The 2,121-nt window shown below is 64.6% G+C and carries 4 protein-coding genes; 2 read left to right on the top strand and 2 right to left on the bottom strand.

What is annotated here, in order from left to right; genetic code table 11:
• The first annotated feature begins 51 nt into the window (after positions 1–51).
• A complete protein-coding gene (locus WEA77_RS13080) occupies positions 52–369 on the top strand; it encodes a UrcA family protein (protein ID WP_368068324.1) in 318 nt (105 codons plus the stop codon).
• 116 nt (positions 370–485) lie between these two features.
• Here the strand turns inward: WEA77_RS13080 and WEA77_RS13075 are convergent, their stop codons facing one another.
• Positions 486–1,037 carry a histidine phosphatase family protein gene (locus WEA77_RS13075; protein ID WP_368068323.1) on the bottom strand — a complete coding sequence of 184 codons (552 nt, stop codon included), beginning with the start codon at positions 1,035–1,037 and terminating at the stop codon, positions 486–488.
• 95 nt (positions 1,038–1,132) lie between these two features.
• Here WEA77_RS13075 and WEA77_RS13070 point away from each other — a divergent pair, with 95 nt between their 5' ends.
• Positions 1,133–1,774 carry a peroxiredoxin gene (locus WEA77_RS13070; protein WP_368068322.1) on the top strand — a complete coding sequence of 214 codons (642 nt, stop codon included), beginning with the start codon at positions 1,133–1,135 and terminating at the stop codon, positions 1,772–1,774.
• A gap of 126 nt (positions 1,775–1,900) precedes the next feature.
• On the opposite strand, the gene WEA77_RS13065 is transcribed toward WEA77_RS13070, so the two are convergent.
• The coding region (locus WEA77_RS13065; RefSeq protein WP_368068321.1) for a hypothetical protein at positions 1,901–2,121 on the bottom strand (221 nt) is incomplete at its 5' end.

Genomic DNA, 2,121 nt, shown 5'->3' with positions numbered 1-2,121 from the left:
CCCACCCCAATCCAAGAATAACCAAGACAACCCCCCGAAGGAAACGCCCAAATGACACGCTCCCTCATCGCCGCCGCTCTCCTCCTTTCCGCCTTCGCCGCCCCGGCCTTCGCGGCCACCGGCGACTTCAAGATGGACGTGAAGTTCTCCCGCGCCAGTCTTGCAACGCCCGAAGGCGCTTCGTCCGAATACGCAAAAATCCGCAACCAGGTCGCACAGCGCTGCGCAGACGCCCAGCTGGGCAGCAACAAGATGAACTTCACCCGGGACTTACAGATCGAGACGTGCACCGACCGCACGCTGTCGCCAGCCGTGCGCGACATTGCCAACCCGAACCTGACCGCCGTCCACAAAGCCGCAGAAGGCTGACGCTCACCCGATACGCTGGCGCGGCCCACAGCCCTCTTACTCACGCGCCAGCGGCGACCGCGTGATTGCCGCCTTCGTCCCCGCCAGGACGGAGGCGGTTTTTTTAGGGAGAAAGCTCAGTCGGCGTCGCCGTCGCGGAAATCCTTGGCGCGCAGGACGCAGATCAGGCGGAAATGCGCCGGCACGAACCTGCCTTCCTGACCCGCTTCGAACAAAGCCGCGCAGCTGGTCGGGAATTTTTCGCCGAGCCGGAGCGACGCCTGATGATCTGCCGCCCCGCCCTCGCGCAGGATCGCGAGCGCAAAATCATGCAGGCCGGGATTGTGGCCAATCACCATCAGCGTGGAGGCGCCGTCATTCTGGCCCACGGCATCGGAAAGCCCGCGCGGGCCGGTCAGGTAGAGCGCCTCCATCGGCCGCACCTTCTCGCCGGTCACCACGGAGGCGACTTCCGAACAGGTCTCCCGCGCCCGTCGCGCGCTCGACACGAGGATGCGTTCCGGGCTCCAGTCGAGGCTTACCAGCTCCTGGGCCATGCGGTTGGCGTCGCTGTGCCCCTGGGGCGTCAGCGCACGGCCGAAATCGTCGATCCCCTCTGACCAGGGCTCGGTCTTGGCGTGACGCATCAGGATGAGCCGCTTCAACGGCGCACCCGTTCCCGGCGGCATTGAGGATTTCTCATCGGCGGCTTCAGGCAGCTGTGGTTGTTCGGGCCCCGTTAGGCACTAGTTTCGCCACAGAAATCAAGAGACAGGAACCACGAATGAGCCTTTTGATCGGAGACACCGCGCCGGACTTCGAAGCGGAGACGACCGAAGGCCGCATCCGGTTCCACCCATGGGCCGGCGCGGACTGGGTCATCTTCTTCTCCCATCCGGCTGATTTCACCCCCGTCTGCACCACCGAACTCGGCTATACGGCGAAGCTCAGGGATGAATTCGCCAGACGCGGCGCCAAGGCGCTGGTTATCTCGGTCGACACGCTGGAACACCATCACAGCTGGAGCAATGACATCGCGGAAACGCAGGGCGCGGCCGTCAACTTCCCGATCATCGCCGACACGGACCGCAAGGTGGCGACCCTCTACAGCATGATCCATCCCAACGCCGACGCGAAGCTGACGGTGCGCGCCGTTTATGTCATCGACCCCCAGAAGAAGATCCGCGCCTCCATCGTCTACCCGCCGAGCACCGGACGCAATTTCGAAGAGGTGCTCCGCCTGCTCGACTCCCTGCAGCTGACAGACGGCTACAAGGTCGCCACCCCCGTCAACTGGAAGGATGGCGAAGACGTGATCATCGCACCCTCCCTGCAGGACCCCGCCGAAATCGCGCGGCTCTTCCCGAAGGGCTACAAGGCCCTGAAATCCTACCTGCGGGTCACCCCGCAACCGGACAAGGCCTGATGCCGGCGATCAGCCGAATTCGGCCAGCACCATGCCAAGCACAACGCCTGCCAGCGGGCCTGCCATCACGCCAGCGATCATGCCAACCGGCATCGCCCGGTCACCCACCATCCGTCCAAGGACGGTTTAGCGCGCCTGCAGCGCGCGCCGAAATGTCACAAGATAAGTCTGCGCTGCAGGCCGGCGCGCGGTCACCGTATGCACCGGTGCGCCGTCCACTGTCGCGGCCACCAGCGCGCCCCGTTCCGGCAACGTGACCCTGTGATCCGGATAGGCCTTGTTGAAAATTTCCACGGCGCGCAGTGCAGCGGGATGCGGCACATCAAGCGGCGGGAACAGGTAGACCG

The organism is Hyphomonas sp., from assembly GCF_040882205.1.
In the GTDB taxonomy this organism is placed as follows: domain Bacteria; phylum Pseudomonadota; class Alphaproteobacteria; order Caulobacterales; family Hyphomonadaceae; genus Hyphomonas.
This window is presented reverse-complemented; position numbering and strand designations above follow the sequence as displayed.